Source organism: Ancylobacter amanitiformis (assembly GCF_030814815.1).
Classification (GTDB): domain Bacteria; phylum Pseudomonadota; class Alphaproteobacteria; order Rhizobiales; family Xanthobacteraceae; genus Ancylobacter; species Ancylobacter amanitiformis.
The window spans coordinates 57,203-78,205 of the sequence record NZ_JAUSVR010000005.1 but is presented as its reverse complement, the minus strand read 5'-3'; the positions used below and the strand labels follow the sequence as shown (position 1 = coordinate 78,205).

Annotated in this window: 20 protein-coding genes; 8 read left to right on the top strand and 12 right to left on the bottom strand. The window is 68.3% G+C overall.

Going from position 1 to position 21,003, the window contains the following annotated elements; genetic code table 11:
• The first annotated feature begins 128 nt into the window (after positions 1-128).
• Complete coding sequence (gene polA / locus QOZ99_RS09610; RefSeq protein ID WP_306889755.1) at positions 129-3,089, top strand: DNA polymerase I; 2,961 nt, start codon at positions 129-131, stop codon at positions 3,087-3,089.
• A gap of 131 nt (positions 3,090-3,220) precedes the next feature.
• On the opposite strand, the gene QOZ99_RS09605 is transcribed toward polA, so the two are convergent.
• Complete coding sequence (locus QOZ99_RS09605; RefSeq protein WP_183188880.1) at positions 3,221-3,637, bottom strand: Ohr family peroxiredoxin; 417 nt, start codon at positions 3,635-3,637, stop codon at positions 3,221-3,223.
• Between the two features lie 327 nt (positions 3,638-3,964).
• Here QOZ99_RS09605 and ygfZ point away from each other — a divergent pair, with 327 nt between their 5' ends.
• The 4 genes from ygfZ (at position 3,965) to QOZ99_RS09585 (ending at position 6,661) form a co-directional block, all read left to right on the top strand.
• Positions 3,965-4,825, top strand: a complete 861-nt coding sequence (gene ygfZ / locus QOZ99_RS09600) for a CAF17-like 4Fe-4S cluster assembly/insertion protein YgfZ (protein WP_306889754.1) — start codon at positions 3,965-3,967, stop codon at positions 4,823-4,825.
• Entirely contained in the window at positions 4,822-5,433 is a 612-nt protein-coding gene (locus QOZ99_RS09595) for a DNA-3-methyladenine glycosylase I (protein ID WP_306889753.1), read from the top strand. The genes ygfZ and QOZ99_RS09595 overlap by 4 nt, the downstream gene beginning before the upstream one ends.
• 77 nt (positions 5,434-5,510) lie before the next feature.
• On the top strand, positions 5,511-6,158 hold the full coding sequence (locus tag QOZ99_RS09590) for an HD domain-containing protein (RefSeq protein ID WP_306889932.1): 648 nt from the start codon (positions 5,511-5,513) through the stop codon (positions 6,156-6,158).
• Positions 6,155-6,661, top strand: a complete 507-nt coding sequence (locus QOZ99_RS09585; RefSeq protein ID WP_306889752.1) for a tyrosine phosphatase family protein — start codon at positions 6,155-6,157, stop codon at positions 6,659-6,661. The genes QOZ99_RS09590 and QOZ99_RS09585 overlap by 4 nt, the downstream gene beginning before the upstream one ends.
• Before the next feature lie 561 nt (positions 6,662-7,222).
• Here the strand turns inward: QOZ99_RS09585 and QOZ99_RS09580 are convergent.
• The gene (locus QOZ99_RS09580) at positions 7,223-7,900 is read right to left on the bottom strand and encodes a L,D-transpeptidase (RefSeq protein WP_306889751.1); all 678 of its coding nucleotides are present in this window, start codon (positions 7,898-7,900) and stop codon (positions 7,223-7,225) included.
• Between the two features lie 279 nt (positions 7,901-8,179).
• Here QOZ99_RS09580 and QOZ99_RS09575 point away from each other — a divergent pair, with 279 nt between their 5' ends.
• From QOZ99_RS09575 to QOZ99_RS09565, 3 genes are all read left to right on the top strand, one after another.
• Positions 8,180-9,421: an MFS transporter gene (locus QOZ99_RS09575; protein ID WP_306889749.1), complete on the top strand. Its 1,242-nt coding sequence runs from the start codon at positions 8,180-8,182 to the stop codon at positions 9,419-9,421.
• Between the two features lie 212 nt (positions 9,422-9,633).
• On the top strand, positions 9,634-10,122 hold the full coding sequence (locus tag QOZ99_RS09570; RefSeq protein WP_306889748.1) for a hypothetical protein: 489 nt from the start codon (positions 9,634-9,636) through the stop codon (positions 10,120-10,122).
• A 173-nt stretch (positions 10,123-10,295) separates the two neighbouring features.
• Positions 10,296-10,721, top strand: coding sequence for a DoxX family protein (locus QOZ99_RS09565; RefSeq protein WP_306889747.1), 426 nt, complete (start codon positions 10,296-10,298; stop codon positions 10,719-10,721).
• 140 nt (positions 10,722-10,861) lie between these two features.
• Here the strand turns inward: QOZ99_RS09565 and QOZ99_RS09560 are convergent, their stop codons facing one another.
• The 10 genes from QOZ99_RS09560 to QOZ99_RS09515 form a co-directional block, all read right to left on the bottom strand.
• Positions 10,862-12,640 carry a tetratricopeptide repeat protein gene (locus tag QOZ99_RS09560; protein ID WP_370876832.1) on the bottom strand — a complete coding sequence of 593 codons (1,779 nt, stop codon included), beginning with the start codon at positions 12,638-12,640 and terminating at the stop codon, positions 10,862-10,864.
• Between the two features lie 193 nt (positions 12,641-12,833).
• The gene (locus QOZ99_RS09555; protein WP_306889745.1) at positions 12,834-13,262 is read right to left on the bottom strand and encodes a phage holin family protein; all 429 of its coding nucleotides are present in this window, start codon (positions 13,260-13,262) and stop codon (positions 12,834-12,836) included.
• Positions 13,262-13,609, bottom strand: a complete 348-nt coding sequence (locus QOZ99_RS09550; RefSeq protein WP_306889744.1) for an ElaB/YgaM/YqjD family protein — start codon at positions 13,607-13,609, stop codon at positions 13,262-13,264. Before QOZ99_RS09550 ends, QOZ99_RS09555 begins: the two co-directional genes overlap by 1 nt.
• Positions 13,610-13,687: 78 nt before the next feature.
• Positions 13,688-14,365, bottom strand: a complete 678-nt coding sequence (gene trmB, locus QOZ99_RS09545; RefSeq protein ID WP_306889743.1) for a tRNA (guanosine(46)-N7)-methyltransferase TrmB — start codon at positions 14,363-14,365, stop codon at positions 13,688-13,690.
• A gap of 189 nt (positions 14,366-14,554) precedes the next feature.
• The gene (gene metK / locus QOZ99_RS09540) at positions 14,555-15,748 is read right to left on the bottom strand and encodes a methionine adenosyltransferase (RefSeq protein WP_306889742.1); all 1,194 of its coding nucleotides are present in this window, start codon (positions 15,746-15,748) and stop codon (positions 14,555-14,557) included.
• A 129-nt stretch (positions 15,749-15,877) separates the two neighbouring features.
• Positions 15,878-16,288 carry a helix-turn-helix domain-containing protein gene (locus QOZ99_RS09535; protein ID WP_306889741.1) on the bottom strand — a complete coding sequence of 137 codons (411 nt, stop codon included), beginning with the start codon at positions 16,286-16,288 and terminating at the stop codon, positions 15,878-15,880.
• Between the two features lie 111 nt (positions 16,289-16,399).
• Entirely contained in the window at positions 16,400-17,992 is a 1,593-nt protein-coding gene (gene lnt, locus QOZ99_RS09530) for an apolipoprotein N-acyltransferase (protein WP_370876831.1), read from the bottom strand.
• A gap of 12 nt (positions 17,993-18,004) precedes the next feature.
• Positions 18,005-19,318, bottom strand: a complete 1,314-nt coding sequence (locus QOZ99_RS09525; protein ID WP_306889739.1) for a transporter associated domain-containing protein — start codon at positions 19,316-19,318, stop codon at positions 18,005-18,007.
• Positions 19,319-19,324: 6 nt separating this feature from the next.
• Positions 19,325-19,855 (bottom strand): rRNA maturation RNase YbeY, encoded by a 531-nt coding sequence (gene ybeY / locus QOZ99_RS09520; protein ID WP_306889738.1) that lies wholly within the window; start codon positions 19,853-19,855, stop codon positions 19,325-19,327.
• Entirely contained in the window at positions 19,852-20,970 is a 1,119-nt protein-coding gene (locus QOZ99_RS09515) for a PhoH family protein (protein ID WP_370876830.1), read from the bottom strand. The genes ybeY and QOZ99_RS09515 overlap by 4 nt, the downstream gene beginning before the upstream one ends.
• Between the last annotated feature and the right edge of the window lie 33 nt (positions 20,971-21,003).

The window sequence follows — 21,003 nt, the reverse complement described above, 5'->3', positions numbered from 1 at the left end:
TGACGTCGAACAAGAGGGCATCGCCCCTTGCCCCGCCCGCCCCGCTTCGGGCATCGTGCGGCCGCTTGAGCGCAGCTCAGGCAATCGAGAATTGGGGCGGGCCCGTCCCGCTCCCACCGGAGCCCGAAATGCCCGAGCACGATCCTCTGGAAGCCGGCGACCATGTCGTCCTGATCGACGGCTCCGCCTATATCTTCCGCGCCTATCACGCGCTGCCCCCGCTCACCCGCTCGTCGGACAAGCTGCCCGTCGGCGCGGTGGCGGGCTTCTGCAACATGCTGTGGAAGCTGGTGCGGGCCGGACAGAACGGGGGCGGCTTCTCCCCGGCGCCGACGCATCTGGCCGTCGTGTTCGACAAGTCCGAGCAGACCTTCCGCAAGGACATCTACCCGCTCTACAAGGCGCAGCGCCCGGACCTGCCGGAGGATCTGCGTCCGCAATTCCCGCTCATCCGCGAAGCCACCCGCGCGTTCGACCTCGCTTGTGTCGAACAGTCCGGTTTCGAGGCCGACGACCTGATGGCGACCTATGCCGAGCTGGCCAAGGCCAAGGGCGCGCTCGTCACCATCATCTCCTCCGACAAGGACCTGATGCAGCTGGTCGATGCGCGGGTGCGCATGTACGACCCGATGAAGGACAAGGCGATCGGCACCGAGGAAGTGTTCGAGAAATTCGGCGTCGCGCCCGAGAAAGTGGTGGACGTGCAGTCGCTGGCCGGCGATTCCGTGGACAACGTGCCGGGCGTGCCGGGCATCGGCATCAAGACCGCGGCGCAGCTGCTCGCCGAATATGGCGATCTCGACACGCTGCTGGCCCGCGCTTCCGAGATCAAGCAGACCAAGCGGCGCGAGAACCTGATCGAATTCGCCGACCAGGCCCGCCTCTCGCGCGAACTGGTGACGCTCAAGCGCGACGTGGTGCTGGACGTGCCGCTGGACGATATCGCGGTGATCGAGCCCGCGGGCGGCAAGCTCATCGCTTTTCTCAAGGCGATGGAGTTCAGCACGCTCACCCGTCGCGTCGCCGAGGCCTATGGCATCGACCCGGCCGCCATCGAGCCCGATCCGGGGCTGAAGGCGGGCGGGGCGGAGACGGTGCTGGTCGCCGCCGGCATCGACCCCGAGACCCACGCTTCCGCTTCCACGCCCGCCGACGAGGGCAGGGCGACCGCCGGTGCCGGGCCGGCGCTGACGCCTCAAGCACTGTCGGCCGCGCGCGTGGCGCAGGGCGCCGCCACGCCGGTCGACCGGTCCCGCTACGAGACCGTGACGACGCTGGCGCGGCTGAACGAATGGATCGCCCGCGCCATCGAGATCGGCGTGGTGGCGGTGGATACCGAGACCACCGGGCTCGACCCGATGCAGGCCGACCTTGTCGGCTTCTCGCTCGCCACCGCGCCGAACGAGGCCTGCTATGTGCCGCTCGTCCACAAGGGCGGCGACGAGGGGCTGTTCAGCGAGGGGTTGCTGCCCGGCCAGATCCCGCCCATGGAAGCGATCGCCGCGCTCAAGCCGCTGCTGGAGCATCCGGGCGTGCTCAAGATCGGCCAGAACCTCAAATATGACTGGCTGATCCTCCAGCGCCAGGGCATCGAGGTCGCCCCGTATGACGACACGATGCTGCTCTCCTACGTGCTCGACGCCGGCGCCTCGCCCCATGGCATGGACCCGCTGTCGATCCGCTGGCTCGGCCATACGCCGATCAAGTACGAGGAGGTGTGCGGCAAGGGGAAGGGGCAGATCCGCTTCGACCGTGCGCCGATCGACCGGGCGACCGAGTACGCCGCCGAGGATGCCGACGTGACGCTGCGGCTCTGGCGGGTGCTCAAGCCCCGCCTCGCGGCGGAGGGCAAGGCGAATGTCTATGAGACGCTGGAGCGCCCGCTGGTCACCGTGCTCGCCCGCATGGAGGCGCGCGGCATCATGATCGACCGGCAATTGCTCTCGCGCCTGTCCGGCGAATTCGCGCAGGGCATGGGCCGGCTGGAGGCCGAGATTTCCGAGATGGCGGGGGAGAGCTTCAATCCCGGCTCGCCCAAGCAGCTCGGCGATATCCTGTTCGGCAAGATGCAGATTCCCGGCGGGCGCAAGACGCCCACGGGTGCCTGGTCCACCGGCGCCGACGTGCTGGAGGAACTGGCGGAAGCGGGCCACGCGCTGCCGCGTCGCATCCTCGACTGGCGCCAGCTGCAGAAGCTGAAATCGACCTATACCGACGCGCTGCCGTCTTACGTGAACCCCGAGACCGGCCGGGTGCATACCTCGTTCGCGCTGGCGGCGACCACGACGGGCCGGCTCTCCTCCTCCGAGCCGAACCTGCAGAACATTCCGGTGCGCACCGAGGAAGGCCGCAAGATCCGCAAGGCGTTCATCGCCGCCCCCGGCCACAAGCTGATCTCGGCCGATTATTCACAGATCGAGCTGCGCCTGCTGGCCGAGATCGCCGATACGCCCTCGCTGCGCCAGGCGTTCCAGGACGGGCTGGACATTCACGCCATGACCGCCTCGGAAATGTTCGGCGTGCCGATCGAGGGCATGCCGGGCGAGGTGCGCCGGCGCGCCAAGGCGATCAATTTCGGCATCATCTATGGCATCTCGGCCTTCGGCCTCGCCAACCAGCTGGCCATCCCGCGCGAGGAGGCGGGCGCCTATATCAAGCGCTATTTCGAGCGCTTCCCCGGCATCCGCGCCTATATGGACGAGACCCGTGCCTTCGCCCGCGAGCATGGCTATGTCGAGACGCTGTTCGGCCGGCGCTGCCATTACCCCGACATATCCGCCAAGAACCCGTCCATCCGCGCCTTCAACGAGCGGGCGGCGATCAACGCACGGCTGCAGGGCTCGGCCGCCGACATCATCCGCCGCGCCATGGCGCGCATGGACGCGGCGCTGGCCCGGGCGGGGCTCGCCGCGCGCATGCTGCTGCAGGTGCACGACGAACTGATTTTCGAGGTGCCCGACGACGAGATCGGCGCCACCGTGCCGGTCGTGCGCGAGGTGATGGAACTGGCCCCGCTGCCCGCGCTGTCGCTCAAGGTGCCGCTCAAGGTCGACGCCCGCGCCGCCGACAACTGGGACGAGGCGCATTGAGGGCTGAATACGTCATCCCGGCCACAGCGCAGCGGAGAGCCGGGATCGCGTGCCGCGTTCCGTACGCCGGAGAACGATCCCGGTTCGGCCCTGTTGGCCGTCCGGGATGACGTCGCCATTGGCGGGAAGGCTCACCCCACGCTGAGTTCGACCGGGATATTGCCGCGCGTCGCCTTGGAATAGGGGCACATCTGGTGCGCGGCATCGAGCACTTCCTGCACCTCTGCGGGCGAGAGCGCCGGGGCCTTGAGCGAGAGCTTGGCGGCGAGGCTGAAGCCGTCATCGCCCTTCACCAGCGAGACCGCCACGGTGACGGCGGCGCCGGTGACATCGAGCTTCTTCATCCGTCCGACCGCCTCGACCGCCGAGCCGAAGCAGGCGGCGTAGCCGGTGGCGAACAGATGCTCGGGCGTGGTCTTGCCGGGATCCAGCACGCCATTATGCGGCATGGCGAGATCGACCGAAACCGAGCCGTCGCTGGTCTGGGAATGACCGTTGCGGCCGCCGATGGCGGTGGCGGTGCCGGTGAAGAGGACGGTGCCGGACATGGGAATCTCCTCGGTTGATGACGTCTTGGGACCGGTGATGGTTGGGACCGGTGAAGGTTGGGACCGGTGAAGCCGGACCGGTCAGGCCGGACGCAGCGTAGCGCCCGCCTGCTAAAATGGTGCGACGGCCGCGCGCGGCAATCCGGATCGGCACGATGCATTGCCCCGACGCACGATATTCTCTATGTTCCCTGTTTGTTCATTTCCGCTTGCCCATCCGCGCGGCAGGGCTTACCTGTCACCCACAATGTCCCGTTCCCGCGCGCCCGGATCTGACGCAAGGGGATGCGGCAACCCCGTCGACGGAACTGCCTACGGAACTGCCTCATGCCGATCGCGATCCTGAAGGAGCGGGCGGTTGCCCGCATTGCGGGCGCCGATGCCGCCCACTTCCTCGACAACCTGCTCACCGCCCGTGTGCCGGGCGAGCCCGGGGCGGGGCGCTACGCGGCCCTGCTCACCCCGCAGGGCAAGATCGTCTCCGACATGATCGTGCTCGCCACCGAGGGCGGCTTTCGGCTCGACGTGCCGCGCCTCACGCTGGCCGACCTGATCAAGCGCCTGCAGCTCTACCGGCTGCGCGCCAAGGTGGAGATCGGCGTGCTGGAGGACCTGGCTGTCGCGGTCGCCTGGGGCGGCGCCGGCCCGCGTGTCGATGCGCTCGCCTATGACGATCCGCGCCTGCCCGCGCTCGGCCGCCGCTTCCTGCTGCCCGTCGCCGAGGCCAGCGAGATCGGCGCCGTGCCGGAGGAGGAGTGGCAGGCGCATCGCATCGCGCTCGGCGTGCCGGAGGGCGGCATGGATTTCCTGTATGGCGACGCCTTCCCGCACGAGGCGGACATGGACCAGCTTGGCGGCATCGATTTCGACAAGGGCTGCTATGTCGGCCAGGAGATCGTCAGCCGTATGCAGCATCGCGGCACGGCGCGCACGCGCATCATTCCGTTCGCGGTGTGCGGGCGCCCGCCAGCCGAGGGCACGCCGATCCTCGCGGGCGGCAAGACCATCGGCCGGCTCGGCTCGGGCACCGAAGGGCGGGTGCTCGGCCTCATACGGCTCGACCGGCTGGAGGATGCCCGCGCCGGCGGCCATGTGATCGAAGCGGATGGGGCCGCGCTGGTGCCGGAAAAGCCGGGCTGGGTGTCCTTCGCGGTCCCCGGAACGGCGGGCGGGGAGAATCCGGCGTGAACGTGCACCATCACCCCGACGGCGTGACGCGTTGCGCCTGGTGCGGCACCGACCCGCTCTATGTCGCCTATCACGACGACGAATGGGGCGTGCCGGAATATGACGACCGCGCGCTGTTCGAGAAGCTGATCCTCGACGGTTTTCAGGCGGGGCTGGCCTGGATCACCATCCTGCGCAAGCGCGAGGGGTTTCGCGCGGCGTTTGACGGCTTCCAGCCGGAAATCATCGCCCGCTACACGCCCGAGAAGGTGGAAGCGCTGATGCTGGATGCCGGCATCGTGCGCAACCGCTCGAAGATCGTCTCCACCGTGCGCTCGGCACAGGTGTGGCTGGACATCATGGAACGCGGGCCGGGCTTCTCGAAGCTGCTATGGGGCATCAACGGCCCGGTGCTGGACAATGCCCGCAATCCCGGCGCCCCGCCCATCGTCACCTCGCCGGTGGCGGTGGCCATGTCCAGGGAACTGAAGACGCGCGGTTTCAACTTTGTCGGCCCCACCATCGTCTACGCCTTCATGCAGGCGGTCGGCATGGTGGACGACCATGCCGTGACCTGCCACCGGCACGGCGCGCATGCCGGGAGCCCATCCCCGGGAGCGCCGGCGTGAGTGCGGGCGGCAATGGGGACGGCACGGCGTCATGGGTGAAGGCGGCGCGTGTCAAGCCGGCGCGCGTCTGGCAGCGCATGCTGTCCGGCCGGCGGCTCGACCTGATCGACCCGTCCCCGCTCGATGTCGAGATCGAGGATATCGCCCATGGCCTCGCCCGGGTGGCGCGCTGGAACGGGCAGACGCGGGGCGAGCACATTTTCTCCGTCGCCCAGCATTCGGTGCTGGTGGAGCACATTGCCTGCCGGCAGGCGCTGGCGCGCGGCCGCGATCTCGATCCGCGCGGACGGCTCGCCACGCTGCTGCACGACGCGCCGGAATATGTGGTGGGCGACATGATCAGCCCGTTCAAGGCGGTTCTCGGTGGCGACTACAAGCTGGTGGAGGCGCGCCTGCTGGGCGCCATCAGCCTGCGCTTCGGCCTGCCGGCGCTGTGGCCGGCCGCGCTGGTGAAGCAGGTCAAGGCGGCGGACCGGGCGAGCGCCTTTCTTGAAGCGACGCGTCTGGCCGGTTTCGAACTGGCCGAGGCGCGGGCCTTTTTCGGCCAGCCCTTCCCGCTCGACGCCGCCGCCGAGCGGGATTATCTCACCCCGTGGAGCGCGGAGGAGGCGAAGACGCGCTTCCTCGCCCGTTTCCGCGAGATCACCGCCGGGCCGGCCGCGCCCGAGCGGGCACCCGAATCAGCGCCCGATATCGCATCCGCCGTCCGGAGGGGTTCCTCATGATCCATATCTGCCCGCTCTCGCGCCTCGAAGAGACGGTGACCCGCACCGGCGCCGCGCATGTGCTGAGCGTGATCAATCGCGGCACGCCGGTCGTGCTGCCGGCGAGCATCGCGCGCGACAACCATCTGTTCGTCGGCTTCAACGACATCATCGAGCCGCGCGATGGGCTGATCCATCCGGCGATCGAGCATGTGGAGGCCATCCTCGCCTTTGCCGGCCGCTGGCCGCGCTCGGCGCCGCTGGTGGTGCACTGCTTCGCCGGCATCAGCCGCTCCACCGCCTCTGCCTATATCGCCGCCTGCGCGCTGAATCCGGCCCGCGACGAGGCGGAGATCGCCACCGCCCTGCGCGCCGCCTCGCCCATCGCCACACCGAACGCGCTGCTGGTATCGCTCGCCGATGCCGCGCTCGGCCGGCAGGGCCGCATGAGCGCCGCCATCGCCGCCATCGGCCGGGGCGAGGAGGCGATGGAGAACGTGCCGTTCGAACTCCGGCTGGATTGATGCGCGTCGATGAGCGGGAGAGGCGCCACAGCCGCCTGGCTTGCCCGCGATGCCAGCGGGAGGATCGTTTCGGTTGACGCGTGAGTGTCGGGGAGAGCCGCCGCCGGGTGGGAAGCTGGGGGCGCCACCGCCCTTCCCGTGGGAAAATCACCCGACGCGTTTCGCGCGACATCGCGGGGATGAAGCGCCTTTTCGACCGCGTTGCGGCCGCAGATGACGACAGGCCACGGCATGGCGCCGCTGTGCCGCCGGCCCCCCGCCGGCCTTCGTCCGGAGAGGCCATGCTCCGTCAAGCCATTGTTTCGCAAGGCCTTGTTCCGGAGGTTTTCGTCCCAAAAGCCACTGCCCCCAAAAAAAACCCCTTGTCCCGATCATCGTCGTCCGGAAGGTCTCGACGCCGTAGATCTCGCCGGTCGGGTGCCGCGCTCGCTCGGCCGGACACATCGCGCCCGTCCAACGCACGGCTCGGGGGGAGAGGTGCGATGCCTCCCCGCCCGGCCCATGGATGCCCCCGTTTCGGAACAGCCGCGCGGCCGAACTCCGGCTCTGCGCGGTTGGCGTTCAACTCGTCGCCGCCCCCGTGGCGGGCAGGACCACGACCTTGGTGCCCACCGGCACGCGCCGATAGAGGTCGATGATGTCCTGGTTGATGAAGCGGATGCAGCCGGAGGAGACCATGGTGCCGATGGTTGAGGGCTCGGTCGTCCCGTGGAGGCGATAGAGCGTGTCCTGCCCGTCCTTGTAGAGGTAGAGCGCGCGCGGGCCGAGCGGGTTGGTCTCGCCACCCGGCATGCCACCGGCATAGGGGCCGTAGCGCTCCGGCTCGCGGGCGATCATGGTCGGCGTCGGCGTCCAGCGCGGCCAGGTGGCCTTGCGCGCGATCGTGCCCTCGCCGCGGAAATTGAAGCCTTCCTGCCGGCCCACGCCCACGCCATAGCGCAGCGCCCTGCCATTGCCGAGCACCAGATAGGCGTGGCGTTCGTTCGGATCGACCACGATGGTGCCGGGCTGGTACGGCGAGCGATACGCCACCTCCTGGCGCAGGAAGCGTGGATCGATCTCGCTCAGGTCGACCGCCGGCACCGGGAACGGCTCGTCGGTGATCGCGGCGTACATCTTCAGGAATTGTGGATCCATCGACGGCGGAAGGACGCGGCTGACGCGCGGGCCCTGCGTGGTGGTGCAGGCCGCGAGGGCGAGCGGGGAGGCGATCAGGAACAGGCGGCGGTCGAGAAGCATGGCGGGCGGACCGGGAGGCGTGAAGGGACAGGGATGTTCCCCTATAGCGTGTCGCGATGGCGCTTCTGGTGCCAGCGCCTTCACGGTGGCGTTATGGCGCTCATTCGCGGACGGCCTGTGGCCGATCCGCCTCACCTGCGTCCATCATTTTTCCTGATCGCCAACCTGAAAATTATTCGTTTTCCTTCCGAAGGATGGCCATTTATTCCACAGTGACGGGTGGTCGAAATCGCCCGCGGCCCCGCGCCGCCGTCGCCCAGCGTGCCGGAGGAGATATCCATGTCCAGCCCCGCCGCTCGTCCGAGCCTCGCCATGCGCGCGCCGCTCATCGTGGTGCTGTGCGGCTGCATGATCGCCATGCTCAGCTTCGGGCCACGCGCCTCCTCGGGCATCTTCCTGCTGCCGATGACCGGCGAATTCGGCTGGGGCCGCGACACGTTCGGCCTCGCCATCGCCATCCAGAACCTGATCTGGGGGCTGGGCACGCCGTTTGCCGGCGCCATCGCCGATCGTTTCGGCGTGGTGCGCGTGCTGTTCGTGGGCGCGGCCCTCTATGCGCTGGGCCTCATCGCCATGGCGCATGCCGCGACTCCGGAACTGCTGCACATGTCGGCCGGCGGGCTCATCGGCTTCGGCCTGTCGGGCTGCTCGTTCAACATCGTGCTGGCCGCCTTCGGCAAGATGCTGCCGGAACGCTGGCGCCCGCTCTCCTTCGGCGCGGCGACGGCGGCGGGCTCGTTCGGCCAGTTCCTGTTTCCCCCGCTCGCGGCCGGGCTCAATGCCAGCATCGGCTGGCAGGAGACGCTGACCCTGTTCGGCCTCGCCATGCTGCTGGTGCTGCCCTTCTCGCTGGCGCTGGCCACCCCGCGCGGGGCGGCGAAGGCGGATGCCGGGCCGCGCCAGTCGATCGGCGCCGCGCTCGGCGAGGCGTTCCGGCACCCGAGCTATGTGCTGCTGGTGCTCGGCTTCTTCACCTGCGGCTTCCAGCTCGCCTTCGTGACGACCCACCTGCCGGCCTATCTCGCCGATCGCGGCCTCTCCATCGCCATCGGCGGCTGGACGCTGGCGGCGATCGGCCTGTCCAACATGGTGGGCTCGCTCGGCTCGGGCTGGATGTCGAGCCGCATGCCCAAGCGCTATCTGCTGGCGGCGATCTATTTCGCCCGCGGCATCGCCATCGCGGTGTTCGTTCTGCTGCCCGCCTCGCCCGTCACGTCGATCGGCTTCGGCGTCGTGCTGGGGCTGCTGTGGCTGTCCACCGTGCCGCCGACCTCGGGGCTGGTGATGCTCATGTTCGGCACGCGCTATCTCGCCATGCTCTACGGCTTCGCCTTCTTCTCGCACCAGGTGGGCGGCTTCCTCGGCGTGTGGCTGGGCGGCGTGTTCTATGAGCGGCTCGGTTCCTATGACCTGGTCTGGTGGCTGGCGGTGGCGCTGTCCTTCGCCTCGGCGGCGATCAACCTGCCGATCGTGGAACGCCCGGTGGAACGCCCGGAGGAGCGCCGCGCGCGGCCGGCCTGACCCATTGCCGGCGGGGTGGCGGGAGCGGCGGCGCCGTTTGCCGCCTGTTAACCCTGTATGTTCATCATGGCGGTGTTGCGGTGCCGATGGCGTTGCGCCCATGTCACAGGGCGATCCGCAAGCACGCCGCCGGGCGCGCGGCGGGCCGCTAATCCTTGACAGGATGGGGCCTTCGCAGCGCAACCTAGCTCGTCCTGACGATGGAAGCCGGAATGCGTATCCCCTCCGTTCTCACGCTTGCCGCCTGCCTCGCCCCCTCCCTGGCGGGGATGGCGCCAGCGTCCGCCGACCCGATGAACGCCCAGTCGGCCGAGCGCTTCGTCTATGGCCGGACTTTTTCCTACACCTGTTATGAGGGCACGGCCGGGGCTGGCCGCATCCTGGATGACGGCTCGGTGGCCGGCACCATCCAGATGCGCGGCAAGGGCAATGTGCGCTATGTCGCGCTGCCGGCCGGCACCATTCTCGTTCGTGGCGAAAAAGTCTGCGCCAAGGTGAAGGGTCTCGCCTTCCAGCCCTGTTTCGACCTCGACAAGACCGGCGAGCAGAGCTTCCGCGGCAATCTCGCCGGAGCCGACAAGATGTGGTGCGAGTTCAAGCGCGGTGGCAGCGGCCGCACCCGCATGGCGGAGCGTGCCACGCCCAAGCGCAAGGACGTGGCAACGGCCGACGAGAAAGCCCCGTCCGACCCGCCGCACTGACCTCGCGCGGCCGGCGAGGAAAGTAGGATCTGCTAGCGTTTTGCTTTTGCATGAATGCAATGCGAGCTTGGTACTAAAGGCCATTTCCTTGCGTAATTGACTGATCTAAACCTCCGTGCATCAAACGGGCCCGACGGATCACCCGTCCCGTCCTTCGCACCTGAGGTTGTGCCATGATCGACAAGAACTCGGCGCCCTATGGCGTTTTCCTCCTGCGTGTCGCTCTTGGCGGCATGTGGGTCTCGCATGCCCTGCTGAAATATGTGGTCTTCACCATTCCCGGTTTTGCCGGCTATCTCGGCAGTCTCGGCTTTTCCCCCGCTCTCGCCTGGCCGGTCTTCCTGCTGGAACTGACGGGCGGCATCCTCATCCTGCTCGGCGTCTATGCGCGCCATGTCGCGCTGCTGCTCATCCCCGTCATGGTGGCGGCGTCCACCGCGCATATCGGCAATGGCTGGGTATTCTCGGCGGCCGGCGGCGGGTGGGAATATCCCGCCTTCCTCATCGTCACCTCCTTCGCCCTGTGGCTGATCGGCGACGGCGCCTTTGCCCTGCGCGCGCGCCCGCTGCTCTTCGTCGGGCGCCCAGTGGCCGCCTGACGGCCGGGCGCCGTGCCGGACAAGGCAGCCGTGCCGGACAAGGCAATCGACGGATGAAAAAGGGGCGGACCCCATGAGGTCCGCCCCTTTTTCATGTCGTTCTGCCGCGAGCGCTCGGGGCCGTTGCCGGCCCGCCCGGATCAGCCGCCGCCGTCAGGCTTGGTTTCCACCGGCGCCGGGGGCTCGGCTGCCTTGGGCGCCTCGGCCTGATGGGTGGCCGCGGCAGGGTCGACCTCGGTCTTCTGGATGTCCGGCTTGTCGTTCTTGCGCCGCTCCGCCTCGTCGAGGCCGACGGCGATCTTCAGTTCGATTTCCTGCAATTCGTCGGCATCGGGCTTCAGGTCGCGGGCGTGGTTCCACTTGAAGGTCGCCTCGAGCTTGCGCCCGACCTTCCAGTAGGCATCGCCGAGATGGTCGTTGATGACCGCTTCGTTCGGCTTCAGCTCGACCGCGCGCTCCAGTTCGCGCACCGCATCTTCATAATGGCCGGTGCGGTAATAGGCCCAGCCGAGGCTGTCGATGAAGAAGCCGTCATCGGGCCGCAGCGCCACCGCCTTGCGGATCATCTCGGTGCCCTGGTCGAGATGGATGCCCTGGTCGATCCAGCTATAGCCGAGATAGTTCAGCACATGCGGCTGGTCGGGCTTCAGCTCCAGCGCCTTCTTGAGGTCGGCCTCGGACTTCTCCCACTGCTTGGTGCGCTCATAGCTCGTGCCGCGGAAATAATAGAGCATCCAGTTGGCGGCGGTGGGCGTCTGCAGCTGGTCGATCGCCTTGGTGTAGATGTCGGCGGCGTCGGCATATTTCTCGTTCGAGCGCAGCACGTCGCCCAGCGCCATCAGGGCCCGCAGGTCCTTCGGGTTCTTGGCGACGACGGCTTCCAGCGTCTTGCGGGCACCCTCGAAATCGCCGACGGCGTCGAGGTTGAGCGCCATCTGCACGTCGGCATTCACCTTGAAGGGCGAATCGGACGGCACGCTGCGGTAGAGCGTGATGGCCTCGTTATTGCGCTTCTGGGTCTCGAACAGGTCGGCGAGGGTGATCTCGATCAGGGGATGCGAGGGATCCAGCCAGTGGCCGAGCTGCAGGTAGATGAGCGCGAGGTCTTCGCCGCCCTGCCGGGCCAGCGCCGCGCCGAGCCCGTAGAGCACCTCCGCCGCCCCGGCCGAGGGGGTGGTGATGAGCGCGGGCAGCGTCTTGCCGGCTTCCAGCAGGCTCAGCTGCTGATCCACCAGCGGATCGTTCGGCACCAGCTTGTCGAACGCCTCATAGGTGTCGACGGCCAGCTTCTTGTTGCCCGAGCGCGAGGCCCAGCGGCCATAGGCATCGACCACGCGCAGCGTGCGCGGATCGATCTTGAGCGCGCTCTCCAGGCGCTGGCCGGCGTCCTTCTTGGCGCCCGCCGCCTCCAGCAGCAGGCCGGCATGGAAGTCCTTGAACCCCGCATACCATTCCGGGCCCTTCAGCTCGTCGATGGCGGCCACGCCGGCGCGCGGATTGCCGGAACCATACTGGCTCCAGGCGCTGAGCAGCGTGGAGTTGAGTTCGGCAATCGCCCCCTGGCCGGAGCGGCGCAGATTGCTGCGGGCGGTGACATATTGCTTCGACTTGATGGCGCGCACGCCCAGAACGAGGCGCGCCAGCGTGTGCTCGGGATCGATGCGCACGATGCGCTGGGCGTAATCGACCGCTTCATCGATCGAGCCTTCCGCCAGCACGGCGAGGAAGGCGCGCTCCAGGATCTCGCCGCTGCGCGGGAAGCTGCGCACCAGCGCGCGATAATAGGCCGCCGCCGCCGGCGTATCACGCTCGGCGGTGGCGAGCCGGGCGGCGAGATAATTGCCGGCCGGCGCGGAGCGGGCGATGAAATTGTCCGGCGGGGCATCGGCCAGCACCGGCGACGCTCCAAGCGCGGTCATGATGGCAAGAATGGCCGCACCGGGCCGCAGCGACAAACGGCGGAACGTCAAGTTAGAACCTCCTGCGGCGCATCCGTCATGCCTTCGGCGTGACTCGCAGCCATTGCTCGCCGGCAGATTGGTCCTTTTTGGCTCCCCCTGCAACAATCGCCGGAGTCCGAAACAGGCCGCTGCGGAACGTTCCGCGACGGTTTCAGATGCGTCGGCCCAGAATAAGGCCGATAAGTGCCGCCCCTGCGGCAACGGCGATCACCGTTGCGGCATTGGTCGGCCGCGGCGGTGCCGCCCCGGCCAGCGGCTGCATGGCGGGCGGCGGCGCGGTCAGCCCGGCGAGGCTCGAATAGGCGCCCCGCGCATGCCGCCGGCGTGAGCGCAGATGCGCCGTCATCAACAGGATCAACGCCAGCAGCAGCAGGATGCCGGCAATGATGAACGCCGCGATTACCGGGTCGTAATGGCTGGCGAGCAGCAGGAAGCAGGCGACGAGAAACGCCAGCACCGCACCGCCGAGCATGAGCCCGGCGATGAGCAGGATGACGATCGTGACCGCCGCGCGGCGGGTCGCCACGCGCAGTTCGGCGCCGACGACGCCGGCGACCAGCCCCGTGAGGAGGCGCAGCATCAGCGGCCCCGGGTGATGAGGCCGAGAAGGAAGCCGACGCCCAGAGCCGCCGCCACCGCGCCGAGCGGATTGCGCTCGATCGTCGCGGTCACCTCGCCGCCGAACTGGCTGGCGCGCTCCTTCGCCTCCTGATAGGCGTCGGCGCCTTCCTCCATCAGATCGGCGGCGGTTGCCTCCGCCTTCTCCTTGCCCTGGCGCACGCGGCTGGCCACCGCGTCCGCAGCCGCCTCGCCCTGCACCTTGGCAAATGTGGTGAGCGTTTCGGCGAGCCTGGCGACGTCGGCGCGCAGCACGGCGAGATCGGCGGACAGCTGGGCGAAATCTTCCTGCGCGTTGGGTTCGGCCATGAACATCTCCTGACGGGTGCTTTGGTAGCTGTTCCGACAACGCCGATCGCGGAACTCGGGTTCCACTCTACGCGGTAGTCAGATGCGCCGGAACTCGTAATAACCCGGTCGGCGCCCCTCGCGCAGCGCTTTCGCCTCGTAGCGCGTGCCCGGCCAGCCTTCCCAGGGCCGCCGCCAGTCATCGGCGCGACGGGCGGTCCATTCGAAGCGCGGATCGGCGTTGAGCCGCGCCAGCGTCCAGGCGGCATAGTGCTCGATGTCGGTGGCGAAGCGGAAATGCCCGCCCGGCGCCAGCAGGCGGGCGATGCGGTCGATATTATCGGCCTGCACGAAGCGGCGCTTCCAGTGCCGGCGCTTGGGCCAGGGATCGGGATAGAGCAGGTCGATGCGCTCCAGCGCGCCATCGGGCAGCCGGTCGAGCAACGGCACGACGTCGTCGCCATAGAGGCGCACATTGGCGAGGCCGGCCTCGGCGATGGCCGCGGTCATCTTGGCGATGCCGTTGAGGAAGGCTTCCGCGCCGATATAGCCGATATCGGGATGACGCCGCGCCTCGGACAGCAAATGCTCGCCGCCGCCGAAGCCGATTTCCAGTCGCACCGCGCGTACCGGATGAGGAAACAGCTCGGCCAGTGGCCGGCCCTCCAACGCGTCGGGGTCGATGGCCAGGGCCGGCAGGTCGCGGGCGAGATGGGTTGCCTGCGCGGCGCGCAGCTTCTTGCCCTTGCGCCGGCCATAGAAGGCGGCCTCGCGCACGGGGGCGGGGGCGCCGGACGCGGGCGCGTCACCGTCCCGGCCGTCACGGGCAGGTGCATCGCTTGCGCAGGCATTACTTGCGGGGTCGGCAGCGGGATCGGTCATCGGCACAGGGAGAAAAGCAAACGGGGCGGACACTGACGTCCGCCCCGCTTATCATAAACAGGAAAGGCGCGTGCAACCGCCGGCTCAGGCGACCGCGGCGCGAATGGCCTCGGCGAGGTCGGTACGCTCCCAGGAGAAGCCGCCATCGGCCTCCGCGGCGCGGCCGAAATGACCATACGCCGAGGTGCGCGCATAGATCGGCTTGTTGAGGCCGAGATGCTCGCGAATACCGCGCGGGCGCAGGTTCATCACCTCGCGCAGGACCTTTTCGAGCTTGGCCTCCTCGACCTGCCCGGTGCCGTGCAGGTCGACATAGATGGCCAGCGGGTCGGACACGCCGATGGCATAGGCGAGCTGGATGGTGGCGCGGTCGGCGAGGCCGGCCGCCACCACGTTCTTGGCGAGATAGCGCGCGGCATAGGCGGCCGAGCGGTCGACCTTGGTCGGGTCCTTGCCGGAGAAGGCGCCGCCGCCATGGGGCGCCGCCCCACCATAGGTGTCGACGATGATCTTGCGCCCGGTCAGGCCGCAATCGCCGTCCGGGCCGCCGATCACGAACTTACCCGTAGGGTTGACGTGCCAGATCGTGGCGGGGGTGATCCAGCCTTGCGGCAGTGTCTCGCGGATATAGGGCTCCACGATGGACTGCACGTCATGCGAGGAGAGGTCGGCGTCGAGGTGCTGGGTGGAGAGCACGATCTGCGTGACCTCGACCGGCTTGCCGTCCTCATAGCGCACGGTGACCTGGCTCTTGGCATCCGGGCCGAGAACGGTGCTTTCGCCGGAATGACGGGCCTCGGCGAGGCGCTTCAGGATCTGATGCGCGTACAGGATCGGCGCCGGCATCAGTTCCGGGGTCTCGCGGCAGGCATAGCCGAACATGATGCCCTGGTCGCCGGCACCTTCGTCCTTGTTGCTGGCGGAATCGACGCCCTGGGCGATGTCGGCCGACTGCGCGTGCAACAGCACCTCGACCTCGGCATTCTCCCAGTGGAAGCCTTCCTGCTCGTAGCCGATATCCTTGATGGCGAGCCGAGCGATATGGGTGATCAGATCCTTGGTGATCTGGGCCGGACCGCGCGTCTCGCCCGCGATGACCACGCGGTTGGTGGTCGCCAGCGTCTCGGCCGCCACACGCAGGTGGCTGGGGTCCCAGCCATGTTCCGGCCCGAGGCGGAAGAAGGCATCGACCACTTCGTCCGAAATGCGGTCGCACACCTTGTCGGGATGACCTTCGGAAACGGATTCGCTGGTGAACAGGTAGGCTTGCCGAGACACGCGTCAGCTCCTCAATGCTCGCCGGCGCGCGCACAGGCTCCGGCTTGGCCTGTGTCGCAAGCGCCGGCACGCGGGTCAAGATTGCCAAGCGAATTCGTTCGGAAAAAAGAACGCTGTGGCAGGTGTGTCTCAGGCCACCGGTTCGCCGCCCGCCAGGGCCTCGACGAGATCGACAATCCGGCGCCGCACCTTGCTATCCGGTATTTTCAGGAAGGCGCGTGTCAGGGCCAAGCCTTCGTTCGTGGCGAGAAAATCGGCGACATAGGCGGGCGAGGCATCTTCGGCAAATCCCACGGTTCCGGGCGTGGTGTTCGGGATTCCCTCGAAGAAAAACGCCACCGGCACGCCGAGCACGCTGGAAATGTTCTGCAGCCGGCTGGCACCGATCCGGTTCGTGCCCTTCTCGTATTTCTGGATCTGCTGAAAGGTGATGCCCAGATTTTCCCCCAGCTTCTCCTGACTCATGCCGATCATCATCCGGCGCATCCGCACCCTGCTCCCGACATGCTTGTCGATGGGGTTGGGAGATTTCTTGGTCATCGAGGTCTCCGACCGCAAGCAAAAAAAACCCTGTCCCCGCCGGCCCAGCGGGGAGAAGGTGTGCCCGAACAAGCATCAGTCTAGGCAAAGCGTTGGGCACCGTCGATCAATCTAGAGGTGCAACTGCCGCCGATGCAGCAGCAGAGCCAGCAATAGGCTCATCAACGCAAGGATATGCGGTATCAAATTGCCGATGCTTGTATAAATTGGCGGCGCCAGCGGTAATGGGAGCGTACCGTCGAGCACGCCACGTACACCCAGAGGTAGCATGCCTACAATTCGACCAAGCGGATCGACGATCGCCGAAATGCCGTTATTGGTTGCACGTACAAGTGGTAGGCCCTGCTCCACCGCCCTGAGGCGGGCCTGTTCGAAGTGCTGGTAGGGGCCGGGCGTCAGCCCGAACCAGGCATCGTTGGAGACATTGAGCAGGAATCCCGGCCGCGCCGCGCCAGGCGCGGATGCCGGCATCAGTTCCTCTGGAAAGATCGCTTCGTAACAGATGAGCGGCACCGCCAGCGGCAGGCCGGGGATCGCCATCGGCTGGCGATGGCTGGCGGCGGTGAAGCCGCCCCGCTGGCGGGTCAGCTGCTCGAAGCCGAGCGCCTCCAGCGTTTCCTGAAACGGCAGGTATTCGCCGAACGGAACGAGATGCACCTTGTCGGCATCGGCGATCACCTCGCCGCGCGCGTCGATCACCCGGAGGCTGTTATAGGCCTTCGGCCGCGGCTGCCCGGGCACCGGCTCCAGCCGCGCCGCGCCGGTGATGAGCAGCGCCCCCGGCGGCAGCATGGCGGCGATGCGGGCCTGTGCCTCGGGTTCGCGCTCATAGAAGAAGGGAAAGGCCGATTCCGGCCAGATCAGGTGGGTGACGCCGGCAAGGCCGCCCTGGCTCTCGCTGGTCGCGACATAAAGGTCCATCACGCTGCGGCGGGCGTCATAGCGGAATTTCTGGTCCTGCGGCAGATCCGGCTGCAGGATCCGCAGATGCACGCCGGCCACGGTGCCGACCTCGGTGGAGGCGAGGCGCCACTGCCCGCCGGCCCAGACCAGCGCGAGCAGCAGGACGGCGAGCGCGAGCGGGAACCGGCGCCCGCGCGGCGTCGCCTCCTCGTCGAACAGCGCCGCCGGGCTGGCGAGGGTGATCAGCGTCAGCCAGCACAGGCCCAGGAGCCCGACCACCGAGGCGGCCTGCGCAAAGCGCAGGTCATTGGCCAGCGCGTAGCCGAAATTATTCCAGGGAAAGCCGGTCAGCAGGAAACCGCGCAGCCATTCCGTCAGCGTCAGCGCTCCGGCAAAGGCCAACAGCCGCCCCCAGCCACGCGACCACAGCAGCACCGCCAGCGCGCAGCCAAGCCCTATATAGAGCGCCAGGCCTGCCGGCAGCAGCAGAACGGCGAAGGGCATCAGCCAGGCGAAGGCATCGGCCTGCACCAGGAAGGCCTCGCCGATCCACCACAGGCCGGCGAGGAAATAGCCCATGCCGAACAGCCAGCCGCTGGCGAAGGCGCCGCCGAGCCGCCGCCGCAGGCTGCGCTCCTCGCTTGCCGCGTCGATCAGCCCGACCAGCACCGGCAAGGTGGCGGCGAGCACCGGCCACAGGCCGAATGGCGGCATGGCGAGCGCGGAGAGCCCCCCCGCCGTGAGCGCGGCAAGCACGCGCCAGCGGGTGGATGCCCCCCGCAGCAGAACCGGGGTCAGCATCATCGACGTGGCTTAAGCCGCTTCATTCGGCTTGCCGGGGGTCTCTGGACGCCGGTCGCTAGCCTGTTCGGCCGGTGGCGGCAGGCTGGCCGCGCCGCTGCGCTCCACCCGTGCGGAATCTTCCCGGTCACGCTCCTCAGACGGGGCCGATGCCCGGCGGACCGGGGCATCGCCTTCGCCGGCGCGGGAAATGCGCAGCCGCTTGACCCGGCGCGGATCGGCATCGAGCACCTCGATCTCGAACTGGCCCGGCCCGGGAACGATTTCGCCGCGCACCGGCACGCGCCCGGCAATGGTGACCAGAAGGCCGCCCAGCGTGTCGACTTCCTCCGCCTCCTCGCCTGCCGCGAAGGCCGGATCGATCATTTCGGCGACGTCCTCAAGGCTGGCGCGGGCATCGGCGATGAAGCTGCCATCGGCCTGGCGGGCGATGAGCGGGGTCTCGTCGTCGTCGTGCTCGTCCTCGATATCGCCGACGATCTCCTCGACCAGGTCCTCCATCGAGACGATGCCGTCGGTGCCGCCATATTCGTCGACCACCAGCGCGAGATGGATGCGGCTCGCCTGCATGCTGGCCAGCAGTTCGATGGACGGCATGGAAGGCGGCACGAAGAGCAGGCGGCGGATCAGCTTGGCGGCGCTCAGCGTCGCGCTGAGGTCGATGGCCTTGAGGTTGAAGGCCGGCAGCGGGTGCGCGAGATCCCAGCCGCGCATGTGGGGCCGTTCCTTGGCGCCTTCGCCATTGGTGCGCCCGGTCTCGCTCTTCGGCTCGTTCTTCGCCTCGCTGCGAGCGTCGTTCCGCGCCTCGCCCCGGCGCGGCATCATGGCGCGCTGGGTGAGATAGGTGACGAGGTCGCGGATGTGGACCATGCCGACCGGGTCGTCCAGCGTGTCGTCATAGACGACGAGGCGCGAATGCCCGGCATCGGCGAACACGGCGAGCAGTTCGCCGAGCGTGATGTCCTTCTGCACGGCGATGATGTCGGCGCGCGGTACCATCACGTCGCCTATGCGCAGTTCGCGCAGGTCGAGAATGCTCTTGAGCATGGACCGCTCGGTGGCGGTCAGGTCGGAGCCGGTGTCCACGCTGGTCGACAGCGCTTCCGCGAGATCGTCGCGCAGCGATCCGGTGGACCGCCAGCCGCCGATGAGATGGCGAAGCCGATCAAACAGGCCGCCGCGCGCGTCGGCGCGGGCGGCGCTTCTACTCTGCCCGGCGCCTGACGCCGAGCCACCGGACGAACCGTTGCCTGATCCGGAGCTACTTGGCCCGGCGGCCGGCCCTTCGCTGGAGCCGGAAGAGGAATGGGAGACGGGGTCGGACATTGGCCTCTAAGGGTGTTGTTGAACGGGTTCAGTGTCGGCATAGGGGTCGGGAATGCCGAGGCTGGCGAGCACGTGGCGTTCCATCGCCTCCATCTCCTCCGCCTCCTCGGTGGTTTCATGGTCGTAGCCGACGAGATGCAGCGTACCATGCACCGCCAGATGGACGAGATGGTCGGCAAGGGGCTTGCCCTCGCCGGCCGCCTCGCGCTCCAGCGTCTCGAAGGCGATCGCGATGTCGCCGAAATGGGGATCGCCACCCTCGCGCGCCACCTCGGGCGTGGGAAAGGACAGCACGTTGGTGGCGGTGTCCTTGCCGCGCCAGTCGCGGTTGAGCGCGCGGATGGCGGCGTCGTCGGTCAGCTTCACGGCGATCTCGGCACCGTCGAGGTCGAGTTCATAATCGGCGGACGCGCCCTCGCAGGCCGCGATCACCGCCCGCGCGACAAGCCCGGCCGCCTCGGGGATGGCCGACCAGGCGCCGGCCTCGACGAGGACGTCGACCTCGAGGGCAAAGCCGATGGCGGGCGCCTCGCTCATCGCGGCGGCGCCTCGGCCGCGCCGGCCACCTCGTTGGCGCGCGCCTCGGCACGGGCCCGCGCGCTCGCGGCCTTGCCGTCATAGGCGGCGACGATGCGCCCGACCAGTTCGTGCCGCACCACGTCGGCGGCCGCGAAATGACAGACCTCGACGCCCTCGACATGGCTCAGCAGCGCCACCGCCTCGGCGAGGCCCGAGGTCTGGCCGGGCGGCAGGTCGATCTGGCTGGGATCGCCGGTGACGATCATGTGGGAATTCTCGCCGAGACGGGTGAGGAACATCTTCATCTGCATCGAGGTGGTGTTCTGCGCCTCGTCGAGGATGACGCAGGCATTGGCCAGCGTGCGCCCGCGCATGAAGGCCAGCGGGGCGATCTCGATTTCGCCCGACGTCATCGCCCGCTCGACAAAGGCACGGTCCATCAGGTCGTGCAGGGCGTCGTAGATCGGCCGCAGATACGGATCGACCTTCTCCTTCATGTCGCCGGGCAGGAAGCCGAGCCGCTCGCCCGCCTCCACCGCCGGGCGGGAGAGAATGATCTTGTCCACCACCCGGCGCTCCAGCAGGTGCACCGCATAGGCCACGGCCAGCCAGGTCTTGCCGGTGCCGGCCGGGCCGACGCCGAATACCAGCGTGTGCCGCTTCAGCGCACGGATATAGGCATCCTGCGCGGCGGTGCGGGCGCGCACCGGGCGGCGGCGCAGCTGGATCTCGTCGAAGCTCTGCTTCTTGGCGGCCGGATCGAAATCGAACAGGAAGCCCTGGCTCGCCGCCTCGCGCAGCACGCCCTCGACATCGCCCGGTGCGATTTCGCCGCCCTTCTTGAGGCGGGCATAGAGCGTTTCCAGCACATGGCGGGCCTGGTCGCAGGCCTCGCGCTGGCCTTCCAGCGTGACATGGTTGCCGCGCTGCTCGGCGACGATCTCAAGCCGCCGCTCGACCAGCGCGAGGTTCTGCCCGTAATGGCCGAACAGCAGGCTGGCGAGGCGGTTGTCGTCGAAGGCGAGCACGATCTGGCTCGGCGCGTCGTCCGGGGTGTCGAGCCAGCGCGCCTCGGGGCGGCTGACGGTTCGCGGCGGCGAACCTCCCGGTCCACCCGCGCGGGTGGCAACCAAGGCACGGTCGGAATCGGAACCACCAGGTCGACG

Bases quoted from the DNA above. Each gene is read 5' to 3' on its own strand.
- polA (WP_306889755.1), top strand. From the start codon at position 129: ATGCCCGAGCACGATCCTCTGGAAGCCGGCGACCATGTCGTCCTGATC.
- QOZ99_RS09605 (WP_183188880.1), bottom strand. From the start codon at position 3,637: ATGTCCGGCACCGTCCTCTTCACCGGCACCGCCACCGCCATCGGCGGC.
- ygfZ (WP_306889754.1), top strand. From the start codon at position 3,965: ATGCCGATCGCGATCCTGAAGGAGCGGGCGGTTGCCCGCATTGCGGGC.
- QOZ99_RS09590 (WP_306889932.1), top strand. From the start codon at position 5,511: ATGCTGTCCGGCCGGCGGCTCGACCTGATCGACCCGTCCCCGCTCGAT.
- QOZ99_RS09585 (WP_306889752.1), top strand. From the start codon at position 6,155: ATGATCCATATCTGCCCGCTCTCGCGCCTCGAAGAGACGGTGACCCGC.
- QOZ99_RS09580 (WP_306889751.1), bottom strand. From the start codon at position 7,900: ATGCTTCTCGACCGCCGCCTGTTCCTGATCGCCTCCCCGCTCGCCCTC.
- QOZ99_RS09575 (WP_306889749.1), top strand. From the start codon at position 8,180: ATGTCCAGCCCCGCCGCTCGTCCGAGCCTCGCCATGCGCGCGCCGCTC.
- QOZ99_RS09570 (WP_306889748.1), top strand. From the start codon at position 9,634: ATGCGTATCCCCTCCGTTCTCACGCTTGCCGCCTGCCTCGCCCCCTCC.
- QOZ99_RS09565 (WP_306889747.1), top strand. From the start codon at position 10,296: ATGATCGACAAGAACTCGGCGCCCTATGGCGTTTTCCTCCTGCGTGTC.
- QOZ99_RS09560 (WP_370876832.1), bottom strand. From the start codon at position 12,640: ATGACCGCGCTTGGAGCGTCGCCGGTGCTGGCCGATGCCCCGCCGGAC.
- QOZ99_RS09555 (WP_306889745.1), bottom strand. From the start codon at position 13,262: ATGCTGCGCCTCCTCACGGGGCTGGTCGCCGGCGTCGTCGGCGCCGAA.
- QOZ99_RS09550 (WP_306889744.1), bottom strand. From the start codon at position 13,609: ATGGCCGAACCCAACGCGCAGGAAGATTTCGCCCAGCTGTCCGCCGAT.
- QOZ99_RS09535 (WP_306889741.1), bottom strand. From the start codon at position 16,288: ATGACCAAGAAATCTCCCAACCCCATCGACAAGCATGTCGGGAGCAGG.
- lnt (WP_370876831.1), bottom strand. From the start codon at position 17,992: ATGCTGACCCCGGTTCTGCTGCGGGGGGCATCCACCCGCTGGCGCGTG.
- QOZ99_RS09525 (WP_306889739.1), bottom strand. From the start codon at position 19,318: ATGTCCGACCCCGTCTCCCATTCCTCTTCCGGCTCCAGCGAAGGGCCG.
- ybeY (WP_306889738.1), bottom strand. From the start codon at position 19,855: ATGAGCGAGGCGCCCGCCATCGGCTTTGCCCTCGAGGTCGACGTCCTC.